This window comes from Pseudomonas sp. NPDC089428, assembly GCF_044749325.1.
Taxonomy (GTDB): domain Bacteria; phylum Pseudomonadota; class Gammaproteobacteria; order Pseudomonadales; family Pseudomonadaceae; genus Aquipseudomonas.
In genome coordinates, this window is the sequence record NZ_JBIVHT010000002.1 from 77,316 (window position 1) to 92,351 (window position 15,036).

Genomic DNA, 15,036 nt, shown 5'->3' on the forward strand with positions numbered 1-15,036 from the left:
GATCGTTCACGCAACAAGTGCGCTTAATGCCAACATAGCTGTAACAAAGTATTTCAGCTTGAAACATTCAAAGATTTTTTATACCGGTTTATTTAGACATTCATACCGATAAATACTTAACCAAAAACTTCCTCAGTTCTGGTGAAAGCGCGCCCCCACTAGTGGGTGGCATCCCCCAAAGTTACTTCACGAAACGTTCACAAAACCCACGCAAGCCATAGCCCATGGGCTAGCCTAGCCGTGAATGCGAACAGGAAAACCTGGCAATGTATTTGCTACCTCATACTGAACGGGCAACCAATAGTTGGAGAAGCCTGAAATAAAAACCAAATAATCCCTACAAAAAATATGAAAGCTGCGCGCGCACGAAAGTTGTGCTGCGTCAGCTATGCCTAATTAAAAAATATCGGAGCAAGCAGGCTAAATAAAATTAGAGCCACAAAAAAAGCCGCTCACGAGGAGCGGCGTTTTTTCAGTGGCTCACTAAGGCTTAATAACCCAGAGAGAAGTCTTCTTCCTTCATGTCCATCAGGTTGTTGGCGCCCGACAGCATGGTGGCCACGTGCGTGCGGGTACGCGGCAGGATGCGCTGGAAGTAGAAGCGCGCGGTCTGCAGCTTGGCGGTGTAGAAGGCTTCTTCGCTGGTGCCGGCAGCCAGTTTTTCTGCAGCCAGGCGGGCGATGTCAGCCCAGAAGTAGGCCAGGCACGCGTAACCGGAGTACATCAGGTAATCCACCGAAGCAGCGCCGACTTCCTCGCGGTCCTTCATCGCGGCCATGCCCACTTTCATGGTCAGCTCGCCCCACTCCTTGTTCAGCGCAGCCAATGGCGCGACGAACTCCTTGACCGCTTCGTTGCCTTCCTGCGCCTGGCAGAACTTGTGCACGATCTTGGTGAAGCCCTTGAGCGCTTCGCCCTGGGTCATCAGTACCTTGCGGCCGAGCAGGTCGAGTGCCTGGATGCCGGTAGTGCCTTCGTACAGCATGGAGATACGGCTGTCGCGCACGTTCTGCTCCATGCCCCACTCGGCGATGAATCCGTGGCCGCCGTAGATCTGCACACCGTGGTTGGCGGCTTCGAAGCCGACTTCGGTCATGAATGCCTTGGCGATCGGAGTCAGGAAGGCCAGCAGGGCGTCGGCCTTCTTGCGCTCTTCCTCATCCTGGCTGTACTTGACGATGTCCACCTGCTTGGCAGTGAAGTAGACCATCGCGCGGTTGCCTTCGGCGAAGGCCTTCATGGTCAGCAGCATGCGACGCACGTCCGGGTGGACGATGATCGGGTCAGCCGCTTTGTCCGGTGCTTTCGGGCCGGTCAGGGAACGCATCTGCAGGCGCTCGCGGGCGTACTTCAGGCCGCCCTGGAACGCCACTTCGGCGTGGGCCAGGCCTTGCAGCGCGGTACCCAGGCGTGCGGTGTTCATGAAGGTGAACATGCAGTTCAGGCCTTTGTTGGCCGGGCCGATCAGGTAACCGGTGGCACCGTCGAAGTTCATCACGCAGGTGGCATTGCCGTGGATGCCCATCTTGTGCTCGATCGAGCCACAGCTCACGCCGTTGCGCTCACCCACGCCGCCTTCTGCATTTGGCAGGAACTTCGGCACGATGAACAGCGAGATACCTTTGGTGCCCGCCGGAGCGTCCGGCAGACGGGCCAGCACGATGTGGACGATGTTGTCGGCCATGTCGTGTTCGCCGGCCGAGATGAAGATCTTGGTGCCGGAGACCTTGTAGCTACCGTCGGCCTGTGGTTCGGCCTTGGTGCGCAGCATGCCCAGGTCGGTGCCGCAATGTGGCTCGGTCAGGCACATGGTGCCAGTCCATTCGCCGGACACCAGCTTGGTCAGATAGGTGTGTTGCTGCTCGGCAGTACCGTGCGCGGAGATGGTGTTCATCGCGCCATGGGACAGGCCCGGGTACATGCCCCACGACCAGTTTGAACCACCGACCATTTCGCTCAGGGCCAGGCCCAGCGACTCAGGCAGGCCCTGGCCGCCGTGCTCGACGTCATGCGCCAGGCTCGGCCAGCCGCCTTCCACGAACTGCTGGTAGGCCTCCTTGAAACCGGTCGGGGTCTTCACACCCGACTCGCTCCAGGTGCAGCCTTCCTGGTCACCGACACGGTTCAGCGGCGACAGCACCTGCTCACAGAACTTCGCGCCTTCTTCCAGGATCGCGTCGACCATGTCAGGGGTAGCGTCCTGGCAACCCGGCAGGCTCTGATAGTGCGCCTCGTAGCCGAGCAGCTCGTCGCGGACGAAACGAATATCACGCAAGGGGGCTTTGTAATCAGGCATTGCGATGAACCTCTGTGATGAGTTCGGTAGGGGACCGCTGATACCGACCAGCTCTTGTCGGCTTTCGATCAAACAGTTGTTTGAAACTTACGTTTAGGACCGCCCGATGTCAAGAAGGGACTATAGTGCCATTTGCGCCGCGAAAGATGGCGTTTATGCCATTGCATGAAATCGCAGGCAAAACGAGTGTGGGAGCGGGTTTACCCGCGAAAGGGCCAGCACAGACAAGAGAGGTGTCTGCGCGGACGCATTCGCGGGTAAACCCGCTCCCACAGGGATCGCCGAGGGGGCAAGAATCAGGCGTAGGTGTCGATGAACCGCCCGAGCATTTCGTCGGACGCCTTGGCTACCTTTGCACCGAGTTCGACCTCGGTCTTGCCCAGGGCCAATTGCACGGTGCTGGTTGCCAGGTCCATCTGCTGGCTGCGATCAACCCCACGCAGGCGCTCGGCCTGGAAGTCGCTGGACTGGCTGGTGGCGGCGCGCTCGACCGAGGCGTTGGCGATCTGGCCAGCGGCCTGATCGACACGGTTCTGGCCGTTGTAGATGGCGTTAAGGCCCGCGTAGTACGCGGTGCTGCCGGTGATTTCCATGTCAAAACTCCAATGACGCTGGATATGAACAGGGCCAATTAAAGCAGGCCCGGCACGAAAAGGCCCGTTTAAATCCCTAATGGCCCCGTGCTACCTGATAGGCCACGGGCATACCTGCCAGCGCTCAATCCAGCAGGTCGAGCTGCAGGTGCTCCGCCACTGCATCCGCGGTGGCCAGCTTGAGCTTCGGCACCCGCCCCAGGCAAGGCGCTGGCAAGCGCTCTGCCAGACTGGCCAGGTTCTCTTCCAGGCGCGAAGTCCGCGGTTCGATGATATTCGCCACCCAGCCGGCCAACTGCAGCCCGTCCCGGGCAATCGCCTCGGCACTGAGCAAGGCATGGTTGATGCAGCCCAGGCGCACCCCGACCACCAGAATCACCGGCAGCTTGAGGGCGATAGCCAGGTCCGACAGGTTGGCGTGGTTGGACAGTGGCACTCGCCAACCACCCGCACCTTCGACCAGGGTGAAGTCTGCCCCCTGGTCCAGCACATGGCGCATGGCCTTGGCCAACACGGCAACTTCTAGCGCAACGCCCGCCTCCCGGGCCGCCACGTGCGGCGCAATGGCCGGTTCGAAGGCAAACGGGTTGACCTCTTCGTAAGCGAGTTTGACCGAGCTTTCGTCGATCAGCGCCTGGGCATCGCTGTTGCGCAGGCCCTTGGGCGTCAGGGTGCAACCCGAAGCCACCGGCTTCGCACCCAGGGTACTCAGCCCTTGCAAGCGCGCCGCATGCAGCAGCCCGGCGGCGATGGTGGTCTTGCCGACATCGGTGTCGGTACCGGCGATGAAATAGGCCTGGCTCATCTCGCTCCTCTCATGCCTGTGGCTTGCGCAACACACCATAGACCACCTGATAGGTGGCAGGCAGCCCCTGGGGCTGGCGAAACGCTTCGTAGGCCTGCAACAAGCCTTGCATGCGTGCCCGACCGGTCAGGCCAGAGGGCCGCCCGGGGTTGAGGTTGTGGGCACCCAGGGCCTTGAGTTCATGGGTCAGGCTACGCACATCGGGGTAGTGCAGCACATGGGGCTGGCGCTGCAGGCTGAGCTGTTCAAGGCCACTGGCAGCACACAGGCGCTGATAGTCTTCGAACCTGCGGAAGCGATTGACATGCACCATGCCATCCACCGCCTGCCAGCTGGCGCGCAACTCATCGAGGGTACCGACGCACAGGCTGCTGAAGGCCAGCACGCCACCCGGGCGCAGTACGCGCTGGGCTTCGTCCAGCACACTGGCGAACTGACCGCACCACTGCACCGCCAGGCTGGTGAACACCAGGTCGACACAGGCATCGCCCAGCGGAAGACGCTCGGCATCACCGGCCACATGGTAGTGCGCCCCGCCGCGCTCGCCACGGGCATGGCGCAACATGCCTTCGGCAATATCCACGGCCACACCGGTAGCCTGTTCGAAGCGTTCGCCGAGTACCCGGCTGAAATGCCCGGTGCCACTGCCAAGGTCCAGCCAGCGTGTCGGCGCCAGGTCATCCGGCAGCTGCTCCAGCAAGCTCACGCCTACTGCGCGCTGCAGTGCCGCGACGCTGTCGTAGCTGGCCGCCGCACGGGAGAACGAAGCGGCTACCTGGCGCTTGTCCGGCAACGCGCCGGGCAGGGTTGGACGGGAAAGGTCAGTCATCGCCACTCTCATGCAGGAAACTCTTGATGCCCGCCGCCAGCTCCTGCGGATATTCCAGCAGGAAGGCGTGGGAACTGTCTTCGACCAGGCCAACTTCCACATCGGGTAGCAGCTCGCTCAGCGCCTTGGCCGCCTCGGCTGGCACCAGCGCATCGCTGCCGGCAAACAGGTGCAACTGCGGGCCGCCATAGGCCTGCAGGGCTTCACGGGTATCGAGCTGCGCCAGCACTTCAAGGCCGGTGGCCAGGTACAGCGGATCGGTGTCGGGCACACCGACACCCAGCTGACGCAGCAGCGTGCGCGGTTGCAGGGCGCCATCGCTACACAGTGTGCGGAAACGCTTGAGGGTCACCGAGGTGTGGCTGCGGCAACCGTCAAGGAAGGTGCCGAAAGTGTCGTTAGCCATGCCGTGTGGCCAGTCGGCGCGGGCCACGAAACTGGGGTTGCTGCCCAGGGTCAGCAAGCCGCAGCAATGGTCGCCGCGCTTGCTCGCCAGCTCGCTGGCGAGCATGCCGCCAAACGACCAGCCACCCAGCCAGGTATCGCTAGGCAATTTGCGGTCAAGGTAGTCCACCCACGCCTGCACATCGGCATCGGCCAGTTCCGGCAGCGGCGCCAGTTCGACCTGCAGGCGCGCATCCTGGGCCCGCAGGCTGGCGGCGAGGGGCTCGAGGGCGGCGGTCCCCAACCCCCAGCCAGGAAGAAGAATCAAACGGTTACGCATCGGCGGCCTCCAGCTGTGGATAACACTCGGCCAATGCATTCAACAATAGCTGCACCTGCGCCTCGCTGTGCGCCGCGCTCAGGGTGACCCGCAGGCGGGCACTGCCGGCAGGCACGGTGGGCGGGCGGATGGCGGTCACCAGCAGGCCACGGTCGCGCAGCATGCGTGACAGCTTGAGGGCCTGGGCACTGTCGCCTATCAGGATCGGCTGGATCGGCGTCGGGCTGTCCATCAGCTGCAAGCCGATTTGCTCGGCCCCCTCACGGAACTGGCGAACCAGCGCGGCCAAGTGCTCGCGGCGCCAGGTTTCGCGGCGCAGCAGCTCCAGGCTCTTGAGCGTGGCGCAAGCCAGCGCCGGGGGCTGGCTGGTGGTGTAGATATATGGCCGGGCGAACTGCACCAGTGCGTCTATCAGCTCTTCACTGCCGGCGACGAATGCACCAGCGGTGCCACAGGCCTTGCCCAAGGTACCGATCAGCACCGGCACATCGTCGATGCCCAGGCCGAAGTGCTCGACGATGCCGCCACCTTGATTGCCCAAGGTGCCCAGACCATGGGCGTCGTCGACCATCAGCCAGGCACCCCGTGCGCGGGCGACGCTGGACAGCGCGGGCAGATCGGCGAGGTCGCCATCCATGCTGAACACGCCGTCAGTCACCACCAGCGTGTTGCCGGTGGCCTTGCCCAGGCGATTGGCCAGACTGGCAGCGTCGTTGTGCAGGTAGCGGCTGAAACGGGCACCGCTGAGCAACCCGCCATCGAGCAGCGACGCGTGGTTGAGGCGATCCTGCAACACGGTGTCGCCCTGCCCCACCAGTGCGGTGATGGCGCCAAGGTTGGCCATGTAGCCTGTGGAAAACAGCAGCGCGCGCGGGCGGCCGGTCAGTTCGGCCAGTGCCTCTTCGACGGCATGATGCGGCGCGCTGTGGCCGATCACCAGGTGCGAGGCACCGCCACCGACCCCCCAGCGTTCGGCGCCAGCCTGCCAGGCGGCGATCACTTCAGGGTGGTTGGCCAGCCCCAGGTAGTCGTTGCTGCAGAAGGCCAGCAAGCGCTGGCCTTCGACCACTACCTCAGGCCCCTGTGGGCTTTCCAGCAATGGCCGCTGCCGATACAGATCTGCGGCGCGCCGTTCGGCCAGGCGCGCCGCCAGGTCGAAGGCCATCTCAGGCAGACGCGGCGTCGTAGAACAGCTCGCTGCTGCGTTGCTCGACCAGGGCCTGCTCGATTGCCGCCTGATGCACTTCGTCGGCATGCTCTTCGCGCGCTTCAGGCTTGATGCCCAGGCGGGCGAACAGCTGCATGTCCTTGTCGGCCTGCGGGTTGGCGGTGGTCAGCAGTTTCTCGCCGTAGAAGATCGAGTTGGCGCCGGCCATGAAGGCCAATGCCTGCATCTGCTCGTTCATCTGCTCGCGGCCGGCGGACAGCCGTACGTGCGACTTGGGCATGAGGATACGGGCGACCGCCAGCATGCGGATGAAGTCGAACGGGTCGACGTCTTCTTCCTCGGCCAACGGGGTACCGGCAACCTTGACCAGCATGTTGATCGGTACCGACTCCGGGTGCTCTGGCAGGTTGGCCAGCTGGATCAACAGGCCAGCGCGGTCGTCCAGCGACTCGCCCATGCCAAGGATACCGCCAGAGCAGATCTTCATCCCGGCATCACGCACGTAGGCCAGGGTCTGCAGGCGCTCGCTGTAGGTACGGGTGGTGATGATGCTGCCGTAGAACTCCGGCGAGGTGTCGAGGTTGTGGTTGTAGTAGTCCAGGCCAGCTTGGGCCAGGGCCACGGTCTGCTCCTGGTCGAGCTTGCCGAGGGTCATGCAGGTTTCCAGGCCCATGGCCTTCACACCTTTGACCATCTCCAGCACGTAGGGCATGTCCTTGGCCGACGGGTGCTTCCAGGCCGCACCCATGCAGAAGCGGGTAGAGCCGATGGCTTTGGCGCGCGCGGCCTCTTCCAGAACCTTCTGCACTTCCATCAGTTTCTGTTTTTCCAGCCCGGTGTTGTAGTGACCGGACTGCGGACAATATTTGCAATCTTCGGGGCAGGCGCCGGTCTTGATCGACAGCAGCGTCGAAACCTGTACGCGGTTTGGGTCGAAGTGCGCGCGGTGCACAGTCTGCGCCTGGAACAGCAGGTCATTGAAAGGCTGCTGGAACAGTGCCTTGACCTCAGGCAGGGACCAGTCGTGACGTGTTGTTGCAGTTGTGCTGGCGCTCATCGGCGTTTCCTTGTTTAGGCTGTAACTGGCGCCGAGGCAGAACTGCCCGCCAGCGCATCACGGATAGCTCGCATAGTCATGGAAGGCCTATGAACTGTCAACCTTGGTTAAAAGCACTGGTTTACAAGTGTATAAATATTAACCAAACCTGTTTGCTATGCAGCGACGCCGCCGAACAACGCTACCCGCTGTGTGCCGCCTGCGAACAGGAATTGCCCTGGCTCGATGAGCATTGCCTGCGCTGCGCCCTGCCCTTGCCAATGGCCGGCCTGATCTGCGCCCAGTGCAGCCGCCGCCCGCCAGCGTTCGATCAGGTAATTGCGCCTTGGCACTATGGGTTTCCGCTGGACACGCTGATCAGTCGCTTCAAGCACAATAGCCAATGGCCGCTGGGTCGGCTCATGGCCGAAATGCTGAGCCTGAACCTGAGCCACCGCTTTCAGGAAGGTCTGCCCACACCAGACCTGCTGTTGCCTGTACCGCTGGCGCGGCGTCGACTGCGCCAGCGGGGCTTCAACCAGGCCGGCATGCTCGGGCGCTGGTTGTCGAAAGCACTGGCTATCGAATGCGATGAGCGGTTGTTGCTGCGAACGCGCGAAACACCGGCCCAACAACGCCTGGATGCCCGGGGACGCCAGCGCAATCTGCGCCAGGCGTTCGCGCTTGCCAGCGAGGCATCGCTCAAGGGCAGGCACGTCGCCGTGATCGATGACGTGCTGACCACCGGGGCCACCGCGCAGGCTATCGCGCAATTGCTGCGTCACGCCGGTGCACGCAGGATCGATGTGTATTGCCTGGCACGCACGGCAAAACCGGGGCAAGCTTGACGAGTCAGTTTCAGATAGGCGCCACCATGTCCCTGCCCGCTCTCCTCACCCAGCACATCGCCCGTCGCCCGCAGCGTATCGCCCTGCTCCAGCATATTGCCGAACAAGGCTCTATCACCCGCGCGGCCAAGGCTGCCGGCATCAGCTACAAGGCGGCTTGGGATGCAATCGATGAACTCAACAACCTGGCCAGCCGGCCCTTGGTAGAACGCAGCACGGGCGGGCGTGGCGGTGGTGGCGCAAGGCTTTCGGTAGAGGGTGAGCGCGTGCTGCGCCTGTACCAGAAAGTGCAGGTACTGCAGGCGCAGATTCTCGAAGCGGCGGAAGAGTCCAGCGACCTCGACTTGCTGGGCCGCCTGATGTTGCGCACCAGTGCGCGCAATCAGTTGCAGGGGCAGGTCAGCGGGCTGCGCCGGGAGGGCCGACATGATCGGGTCAGCCTGGCCTTGGGTGGCGGGCTGGAGATCGACGCATTGATCACCCATGACAGCACGGCGCGGCTGGAGCTGACACTGGGGAGCACGGTGATGGCGCTGCTCAAGGCCGGGTGGGTGCAGTTGCTTGCGGCGGATGATGAGGCCGAGGCAGGCAGCAATGTGCTGAACGCCACCGTCGAAGAGGTGCTGGCAGATGCACAGGGCGACAGCGAGGTACGCTTGGCGCTGGGCAACGGGCAGACATTGTGTGCGATTGCCGAGGCAGCTTGGTTGGCCGAGCAGTCGGTCAAGGAAGGAAGCAAGGTGCGTGTGCAGTTTCATCCTTCCTATGTGTTGCTCGGGGTACCTGTTTAACCTGTGCCGGCCTCTTCGCGGGTAAATCGGGGCAGGCCATGGAATGGGTTACCATGACGACATGTCGCCCATCCCCGGAGCCCCCATGTCCCACCCCTTCGACACCCTCACCCCCGACCTGGTCCTGGACGCCGTGGAAAGCCTGGGCTTTCTCAGCGATGCCCGGGTCCTGGCGCTGAACAGCTACGAGAACCGCGTCTATCAGGTGGGCATCGAAGATTCGCAACCGTTGATCGCCAAGTTCTATCGCCCTGGCCGCTGGAGCGATGCGGCGATTCTCGAAGAGCACCAGTTCACCGCCGAACTCGCCGATTGCGAAGTGCCCGTGGTCGCGCCACTGCAACATGGCGGTCAGACCCTGTTCGAACACAAGGGCTTCCGCTTCACCCTGTTCCCGCGCCGTGGCGGCCACGCGCCGGAGCCCGGCAACCTTGATCAACTCTACCGCCTCGGCCAGCTGCTCGGCCGCCTGCATGCCGTGGGGGCCGCGCGGCCGTTCGAACATCGTGAAGCACTGGCTGTGGACAACTTTGGCCACGCCTCGCTGAACACCCTGCTCGACGGTGGCTTCGTCCCCAAGGACCTGCTGCCCGCCTTCGAGTCCGTGGCCCGCCACCTGCTTGAGCGGGTCGAGGATGCCTTCGCCCGCACCCCGCATCAGGTCATCCGCCTGCATGGTGACCTGCACCCCGGCAACCTGATGCACCGCGACGAGGTGTATCACGTGGTCGACCTCGATGACTGCCGCATGGGCCCGGCCGTGCAGGACCTGTGGATGATGCTCGCTGGCAGCCGCGAGGAACGCCTGGGGCAACTGGCCGAACTGGTCGACGGCTACAACGAGTTCCACGACTTCGACCCCCGCGAGCTGGCCCTCATCGAGCCGTTGCGCGCCCTGCGCCAGCTGCATTACAGCGCCTGGCTGGCGCGGCGCTGGGACGACCCGGCGTTCCCGCCGAGCTTCCCGTGGTTCGGTCAGCCGCGTTACTGGGGTGACCAGATCCTCGCCTTGCGCGAACAACTGGCAGCGCTGGATGAACAACCACTGAAATTGTTCTAGAAGCAAGCGCGCCTCTGTCTACAATAGGCCTCGCTTTACTGAGCAAGGACTCTCCATGCACTCTGCAAACCCGCGCCGCGGGTACCTTCTGGGCCTTGGTGCCTACATCATCTGGGGCTTGTTCCCGCTGTACTTCAAAGCTATCCAGAGCGTTCCGGCGGTGGAGATCATCGTCCACCGGGTGCTCTGGTCGGCGTTGTTCGGTTCACTGTTGCTGCTGGTGTGGAAACACCCCGGCTGGTGGCGCGAGCTGCGTGAAAACCCGCGTCGGCTGGCGATCCTGGCCCTGAGCGGTACGTTGATCGCCGGCAACTGGCTGACCTATGTCTGGGCGGTGAACAACGGGCGCATGCTCGAAGCCAGCCTGGGCTACTACATCAACCCATTGATCAATGTGCTGCTGGGCATGCTGCTGCTTGGCGAGCGCCTGCGCCGCCTGCAGTGGCTGGCAGTGGCCATGGCGGCGATAGGCGTTGCCCAGCAGGTATGGCAGGTGGGCAGCCTGCCGTGGGTGTCGCTGGCACTGGCCCTGAGCTTCGGTTTCTATGGCCTGATCCGCAAACAGGCACCAGTAGCGGCGCTGCCAGGCCTGGTGGTGGAAACCTGGATGCTGGTGCCGCTGGCGTTGGGCTGGATGCTGCTGAATCCGGCGGCAATCAGCGCACAGGCTGACTTCTACAGCAGCAGCGAGGCACTGTGGCTGATCGCGGCGGGGCCGGTGACACTGGTGCCGCTGGTGTGCTTCAACGCGGCAGCACGCCACCTGCCCTACACCACCCTGGGCTTCCTGCAGTACCTGGCGCCGACCCTGGTGCTGCTGCAGGCAGTGCTGCTGTTCGATGAGCACCTGTCGCCGAGCAGCTTGATCGCGTTCATCTTCATCTGGGCGGGGTTGGCGGTCTATAGCGTCGACGCCTGGCTGAATTTGCGCAAGCGCGCCTGATCAAAAAACGATCAAAACCTTGCAGGCCACGTAGTTCGTGGCCTGCAGCAACATCTCCAAAGGTTATCCACACCCTCGTCCCCGTGCTTTGTGCACAAGCGACTGATTTCTGTACGTTTTTTGCTCAAACCTCGGGAGGGCTTGCCGTACCTGGGCTAGCGAGGTGCACCCCCAGCTTATCCACAGGGCCGTCCCCGTGAAATCGGGATAACCGCTAGGGGCCGCTTCGCGTCCCGGCATTTCCAGATCATTCCTCCGGCCGCAACTTCAACTCCACCATCAAATCGTCCGCCAGGCTCTCCAGCTTCTTCTGCAATTGGTCCAGCGACAACGTCAAAGGCAACGCCAGTAAGGCATCGGCATGGAACAGTGGCTCACTGCTCATCGGCGCCGGCCGCACATCGGTAGTGAAGCGCTCCAGGTTCACCCCCTGGTCCGCCAGCAAGCGGGTGATATCGCGCACGATGCCTGGGCGGTCGTTACCCACCAGCTCCATGGCAATAGGTTTCCAGGTGCATGACGGTTCTATGCCGCTCTCGGCGATCAGCACGCGAATATCGTACTTCCCCAGCGCCTGCAGCGACTTCACCAGTTCGTCGTAGTTTTCCGCCGGCACCGCCACCCGCAGGATCCCGGCGAACTGCCCGGCCATCCGCGACATGCGGCTCTCCAGCCAGTTGCCGTTATGATCGGCGATGCATTGGGCAATGCGCTCGACCTGCCCGGCTTTGTCCGGAGCAATCACGGTCAATACAAGATGATCCACAGGCCCTTCCTCTGCGTCGGGCCGCCCGAGGCGGCGTAAATACGGGGGATCGACTCAGTATAGGCAAGGCGCGGCAACCTGCCGCAGGGCAATCCGCACAAACAATCGTGTACTGTTTCAAGATTTATCTGGAACAATCCACCCGTTTTTTGCGAACATACGTTCTCCCAGCGTGACCATACGCGACCAACCGGTCGCATAACGGCGCTTTTAGTCTGATTTTGCCTCGCCTACTGCTTCATGTAGTATCCCGTGGCGCGGACTACAAAACGTCGTTTGGATGTCTGCCAAGGCGCCTGTGAAAATACGCACACTGTCTGCCAGCCTGTCTGGCAGGCCGCACCCAGCCGCGCTCGTGCATCCGACGAGGGCAAGCACTGGAACGTGTTTAGAGAAGCGCTACAGGCTTAATACAGAAGAGCGAAATAGCTGAGCAGAGTGAGGCAAGCAATGACTGGATACGTTCAAGTCGGTGGCCTTCAGGTCGCCAAGGTCCTGTACGACTTCGTCAACAACGAAGCCATGCCAGGGACCGGCATCGTCGCCGAGCAGTTCTGGGCCGGTGCAGAGAAGATCATCAATGACCTCGCTCCAAAGAACAAAGCCCTGCTCGCCAAGCGCGACGAGCTGCAAGCCAAGATCGACGCCTGGCACCAGGCACGCAAAGGCCAGGCACACGACGCCGTAGCCTACAAAGCATTCCTCCAGGAAATCGGCTACCTGCTGCCACAAGCCGACGATTTCCAGGCCACCACCCAGAACGTGGACGAAGAAATCGCCCACATGGCCGGCCCGCAGCTGGTCGTCCCGGTGATGAACGCCCGCTTTGCCCTGAACGCCGCCAACGCCCGCTGGGGTTCGCTGTACGACGCACTGTACGGCACCGACGCCATCAGCGATGAAGGCGGCGCCGAGAAAGGCCAGGGTTACAACAAGCGCCGTGGCGACAAGGTCATCGCCTTCGCCCGCGCCTTCCTCGACGAAGCCGCGCCACTGGCAGCCGGCTCCCACGTCGACTCCACCGGCTACCGCATCGAAGGCGGCAAGCTGGTCGTCGCCCTGAAAGGCGGCAGCAACAGCGGCCTGCGTGATGACGCCCAGCTGATCGGCTTCCATGGCGACGCCAAGGCACCGACCGCCGTACTGCTCAAGCACAACGGCCTGCACTTCGAAATCCAGGTCGACGCCAGCACCCCGGTCGGCAGCACCGATGCCGCCGGTGTCAAAGACATCCTGATGGAATCGGCACTGACCACCATCATGGACTGCGAGGACTCGGTCGCCGCAGTCGATGCCGATGACAAAGTCATCGTCTACCGCAACTGGCTGGGCCTGATGAAAGGCGACCTGGCCGAAAGCGTGAGCAAAGGCGGCAAGACCTTCACCCGCACCATGAACCCGGACCGCGAATACGCCGCGCCCAACGGCGGCAGCGTAACCCTGCACGGCCGTTCGCTGCTGTTCGTGCGCAACGTGGGTCACCTGATGACCAACCCGGCGATTCTCGATGCCCAGGGCAACGAAATCCCTGAGGGCATCCAGGACGGTCTGTTCACCAACCTGATCGCCCTGCACAACCTCAACGGCAACACCAGCCGCAAGAACACCCGCAGCGGCAGCGTGTACATCGTCAAGCCGAAGATGCACGGCCCGGAAGAAGTCGCCTTCGCCGCCGAGATCTTCAGCCGCGTCGAAGACCTGCTGGGCATGCCGCGCAACACCGTCAAGGTCGGCATCATGGACGAGGAGCGGCGTACCACGGTCAACCTGAAGTCCTGCATCAAGGCGGCAGCCGAACGCGTGGTGTTCATCAACACCGGCTTCCTCGACCGTACCGGTGACGAAATCCACACTTCGATGGAAGCCGGCGCCGTGGTGCGCAAGGGCGCCATGAAGAACGAGAAGTGGATCGGCGCCTACGAGAACAACAACGTCGACGTCGGCCTGGCCACCGGCCTGCAAGGCCGCGCGCAGATCGGCAAGGGCATGTGGGCCATGCCTGACCTGATGGCCGCCATGCTCGAGCAGAAGATCGCTCACCCGCTGGCCGGCGCCAACACCGCCTGGGTACCGTCGCCGACCGCCGCCACCCTGCACGCCCTGCACTACCACAAGGTTGACGTGCAGGCGCGTCAGCGCGAGCTGGCTGCGCGCACGCCGGCTTCGGTCGATGACATCCTGACCATCCCGCTGGCGGCCGACACCAACTGGTCGGCTGAAGAGATCCGCAACGAACTGGACAACAACGCCCAGGGCATCCTCGGCTACGTCGTGCGCTGGATCGACCAGGGTGTGGGTTGCTCGAAGGTCCCGGACATCAACGATGTCGGCCTGATGGAAGACCGCGCCACCCTGCGCATCTCGGCCCAGCTGCTGGCCAACTGGCTGCGCCATGGCGTGGTTACCCAGGAGCAGGTGCTGGAAAGCCTCAAGCGCATGGCTGCGGTGGTCGACCAGCAGAACGCCGGTGACGCCCTGTACCGCCCGATGGCGCCGAACTTCGACGACAACGTCGCGTTCCAGGCAGCCATCGAGCTGGTGATCGAAGGTGCCAAGCAGCCGAACGGCTACACCGAGCCAGTGCTGCACCGCCGTCGCCGCGAGTTCAAGGCGCGTAACGGGCTGTAAGGCCGATTCGCGGGCAAGCCCGCTGCCACAGGTACACCGCAGCTCTCAAAGGCAGCGCATTACCTGTGGGAGCGGGCTTGCCCGCGAATGCCCTGCTTCGCTATTCGATCCGTAACTCTCTTTTCACCAACCCCAGCAGTTTCCCCAGATCCACCGGTTTCAGCAGAAAATCCACCACCCCCAGGTGCATCACGTCCACCGCCTCCTTCACATCGGTGTCGCCCGACACCACGATGATCGACAACGCAGCCCGCTCCGTCTCACGAATCTGTCGGATCAGTTCAAGGCCATCCTTGGGCTCCATGCGCAGGTCAGTAATCATCAGGGCGATGCGCGGTTCGTAATGCAGCTTGAACATTGCCTCCTGCGCACCATCAGCAGTCATGCACTCGATGCCCCTGCTCTTCAGGTACAGCTTGAGTGCCTCACTGTTCACCGGGTTGTCATCGACGATCAACACCACCGGACTAGGCGCAACGGGCGCACTCAACACGGCCAATGCCTCGCGTTCGGCGTCACTCAGGATGTCGTCATGCTCAGCCATGGTCT

At 62.8% G+C, this 15,036-nt stretch carries 14 protein-coding genes; 5 read left to right on the forward strand and 9 right to left on the reverse strand.

Going from position 1 to position 15,036, the window contains the following annotated elements; genetic code table 11:
• Positions 1-490: 490 nt before the first annotated feature.
• The 7 genes from ACIPZ5_RS03725 to bioB form a co-directional block, all read right to left on the reverse strand.
• A complete protein-coding gene (locus ACIPZ5_RS03725) occupies positions 491-2,296 on the reverse strand; it encodes a phenylacyl-CoA dehydrogenase (RefSeq protein ID WP_261941829.1) in 1,806 nt (601 codons plus the stop codon).
• A 296-nt stretch (positions 2,297-2,592) separates the two neighbouring features.
• Positions 2,593-2,889, reverse strand: a complete 297-nt coding sequence (locus ACIPZ5_RS03730) for a hypothetical protein (RefSeq protein ID WP_060512164.1) — start codon at positions 2,887-2,889, stop codon at positions 2,593-2,595.
• Between the two features lie 124 nt (positions 2,890-3,013).
• Positions 3,014-3,694 (reverse strand): dethiobiotin synthase, encoded by a 681-nt coding sequence (gene bioD / locus ACIPZ5_RS03735; RefSeq protein WP_261941830.1) that lies wholly within the window; start codon positions 3,692-3,694, stop codon positions 3,014-3,016.
• Positions 3,695-3,704: 10 nt separating this feature from the next.
• Entirely contained in the window at positions 3,705-4,523 is an 819-nt protein-coding gene (gene bioC / locus ACIPZ5_RS03740; protein WP_400806773.1) for a malonyl-ACP O-methyltransferase BioC, read from the reverse strand.
• Entirely contained in the window at positions 4,516-5,247 is a 732-nt protein-coding gene (locus tag ACIPZ5_RS03745; protein ID WP_400806776.1) for an alpha/beta fold hydrolase, read from the reverse strand. The genes bioC and ACIPZ5_RS03745 overlap by 8 nt, the downstream gene beginning before the upstream one ends.
• A complete protein-coding gene (gene bioF, locus ACIPZ5_RS03750) occupies positions 5,240-6,412 on the reverse strand; it encodes an 8-amino-7-oxononanoate synthase (protein ID WP_400806779.1) in 1,173 nt (390 codons plus the stop codon). The genes ACIPZ5_RS03745 and bioF overlap by 8 nt, the downstream gene beginning before the upstream one ends.
• A 1-nt stretch (position 6,413) precedes the next feature.
• Entirely contained in the window at positions 6,414-7,472 is a 1,059-nt protein-coding gene (bioB, locus tag ACIPZ5_RS03755; RefSeq protein WP_313710162.1) for a biotin synthase BioB, read from the reverse strand.
• Between the two features lie 89 nt (positions 7,473-7,561).
• Here bioB and ACIPZ5_RS03760 point away from each other — a divergent pair, with 89 nt between their 5' ends.
• The 4 genes from ACIPZ5_RS03760 to rarD all read left to right on the forward strand — a co-directional run bounded on the left by ACIPZ5_RS03760 (position 7,562) and on the right by rarD (position 11,093).
• Positions 7,562-8,299, forward strand: coding sequence for a ComF family protein (locus ACIPZ5_RS03760; RefSeq protein ID WP_400807313.1), 738 nt, complete (start codon positions 7,562-7,564; stop codon positions 8,297-8,299).
• A gap of 26 nt (positions 8,300-8,325) precedes the next feature.
• Positions 8,326-9,090: a TOBE domain-containing protein gene (locus ACIPZ5_RS03765; RefSeq protein WP_343594303.1), complete on the forward strand. Its 765-nt coding sequence runs from the start codon at positions 8,326-8,328 to the stop codon at positions 9,088-9,090.
• Positions 9,091-9,175: 85 nt separating this feature from the next.
• Positions 9,176-10,150 carry a serine/threonine protein kinase gene (locus ACIPZ5_RS03770; RefSeq protein WP_343594304.1) on the forward strand — a complete coding sequence of 325 codons (975 nt, stop codon included), beginning with the start codon at positions 9,176-9,178 and terminating at the stop codon, positions 10,148-10,150.
• Positions 10,151-10,205: 55 nt separating this feature from the next.
• Positions 10,206-11,093 (forward strand): EamA family transporter RarD, encoded by an 888-nt coding sequence (gene rarD / locus ACIPZ5_RS03775; protein WP_343594305.1) that lies wholly within the window; start codon positions 10,206-10,208, stop codon positions 11,091-11,093.
• Between the two features lie 247 nt (positions 11,094-11,340).
• Here the strand turns inward: rarD and ACIPZ5_RS03780 are convergent, their stop codons facing one another.
• On the reverse strand, positions 11,341-11,859 hold the full coding sequence (locus ACIPZ5_RS03780; protein WP_400806783.1) for a glycine cleavage system protein R: 519 nt from the start codon (positions 11,857-11,859) through the stop codon (positions 11,341-11,343).
• Positions 11,860-12,309: 450 nt separating this feature from the next.
• On the opposite strand from ACIPZ5_RS03780, the gene ACIPZ5_RS03785 reads away from it, so the two are divergent.
• A complete protein-coding gene (locus tag ACIPZ5_RS03785) occupies positions 12,310-14,487 on the forward strand; it encodes a malate synthase G (RefSeq protein WP_343594306.1) in 2,178 nt (725 codons plus the stop codon).
• A 100-nt stretch (positions 14,488-14,587) separates the two neighbouring features.
• Here the strand turns inward: ACIPZ5_RS03785 and ACIPZ5_RS03790 are convergent, their stop codons facing one another.
• Positions 14,588-15,031, reverse strand: coding sequence for a response regulator (locus tag ACIPZ5_RS03790; protein ID WP_261941840.1), 444 nt, complete (start codon positions 15,029-15,031; stop codon positions 14,588-14,590).
• Positions 15,032-15,036 lie beyond the last annotated feature (5 nt).

Bases quoted from the DNA above. Each gene is read 5' to 3' on its own strand.
- ACIPZ5_RS03725 (WP_261941829.1), bottom strand. From the start codon at position 2,296: ATGCCTGATTACAAAGCCCCCTTGCGTGATATTCGTTTCGTCCGCGAC.
- ACIPZ5_RS03730 (WP_060512164.1), bottom strand. From the start codon at position 2,889: ATGGAAATCACCGGCAGCACCGCGTACTACGCGGGCCTTAACGCCATC.
- bioD (WP_261941830.1), bottom strand. From the start codon at position 3,694: ATGAGCCAGGCCTATTTCATCGCCGGTACCGACACCGATGTCGGCAAG.
- bioC (WP_400806773.1), bottom strand. From the start codon at position 4,523: ATGACTGACCTTTCCCGTCCAACCCTGCCCGGCGCGTTGCCGGACAAG.
- ACIPZ5_RS03745 (WP_400806776.1), bottom strand. From the start codon at position 5,247: ATGCGTAACCGTTTGATTCTTCTTCCTGGCTGGGGGTTGGGGACCGCC.
- bioF (WP_400806779.1), bottom strand. From the start codon at position 6,412: ATGGCCTTCGACCTGGCGGCGCGCCTGGCCGAACGGCGCGCCGCAGAT.
- bioB (WP_313710162.1), bottom strand. From the start codon at position 7,472: ATGAGCGCCAGCACAACTGCAACAACACGTCACGACTGGTCCCTGCCT.
- ACIPZ5_RS03760 (WP_400807313.1), top strand. From the start codon at position 7,562: ATGAACTGTCAACCTTGGTTAAAAGCACTGGTTTACAAGTGTATAAAT.
- ACIPZ5_RS03765 (WP_343594303.1), top strand. From the start codon at position 8,326: ATGTCCCTGCCCGCTCTCCTCACCCAGCACATCGCCCGTCGCCCGCAG.
- ACIPZ5_RS03770 (WP_343594304.1), top strand. From the start codon at position 9,176: ATGTCCCACCCCTTCGACACCCTCACCCCCGACCTGGTCCTGGACGCC.
- rarD (WP_343594305.1), top strand. From the start codon at position 10,206: ATGCACTCTGCAAACCCGCGCCGCGGGTACCTTCTGGGCCTTGGTGCC.
- ACIPZ5_RS03785 (WP_343594306.1), top strand. From the start codon at position 12,310: ATGACTGGATACGTTCAAGTCGGTGGCCTTCAGGTCGCCAAGGTCCTG.
- ACIPZ5_RS03790 (WP_261941840.1), bottom strand. From the start codon at position 15,031: ATGGCTGAGCATGACGACATCCTGAGTGACGCCGAACGCGAGGCATTG.